Origin of the sequence: Larkinella sp. C7, from assembly GCF_006149005.1 — a bacterium.
In the GTDB taxonomy this organism is placed as follows: domain Bacteria; phylum Bacteroidota; class Bacteroidia; order Cytophagales; family Spirosomataceae; genus Larkinella.
Genome location: NZ_VBSL01000293.1, coordinates 1 through 307 on the forward strand (window position 1 = coordinate 1; position 307 = coordinate 307).

At 44.0% G+C, this 307-nt stretch carries 1 protein-coding gene; it reads right to left on the reverse strand.

What is annotated here, in order from left to right:
- Positions 1-307: translation initiation factor IF-3 (infC, locus tag FH871_RS35470; protein WP_138995398.1), on the reverse strand; the 307-nt coding region annotated here is incomplete at both ends.

A 307-nucleotide genomic window follows, 5' to 3' on the forward strand; every position in this document is an offset into this window, starting at 1 on the left:
ATTGCATAAACATTTGGCGACCATCCATCTTAGCGCGTTGTTCGATGATAGCGATATCTTGGGTTGCTTCAGCGAAATCTGCCAAGACTTGGGCACCGATATCCTTGTGAGTAATCATCCGTCCACGGAAACGAATAGAAACCTTGACCTTATTGCCCTTTTGCAGGAACTTACGACCATTGCGGAGCTTGGTCTCAAAGTCACCTTTATCAATAACGGGACTGAGACGGATTTCCTTAACAGTAACAGTGCTTTGCTTCTTGCGCTGTTCCTTTTGTTTCTTTTGATACTCAAACTTGAACTTTCC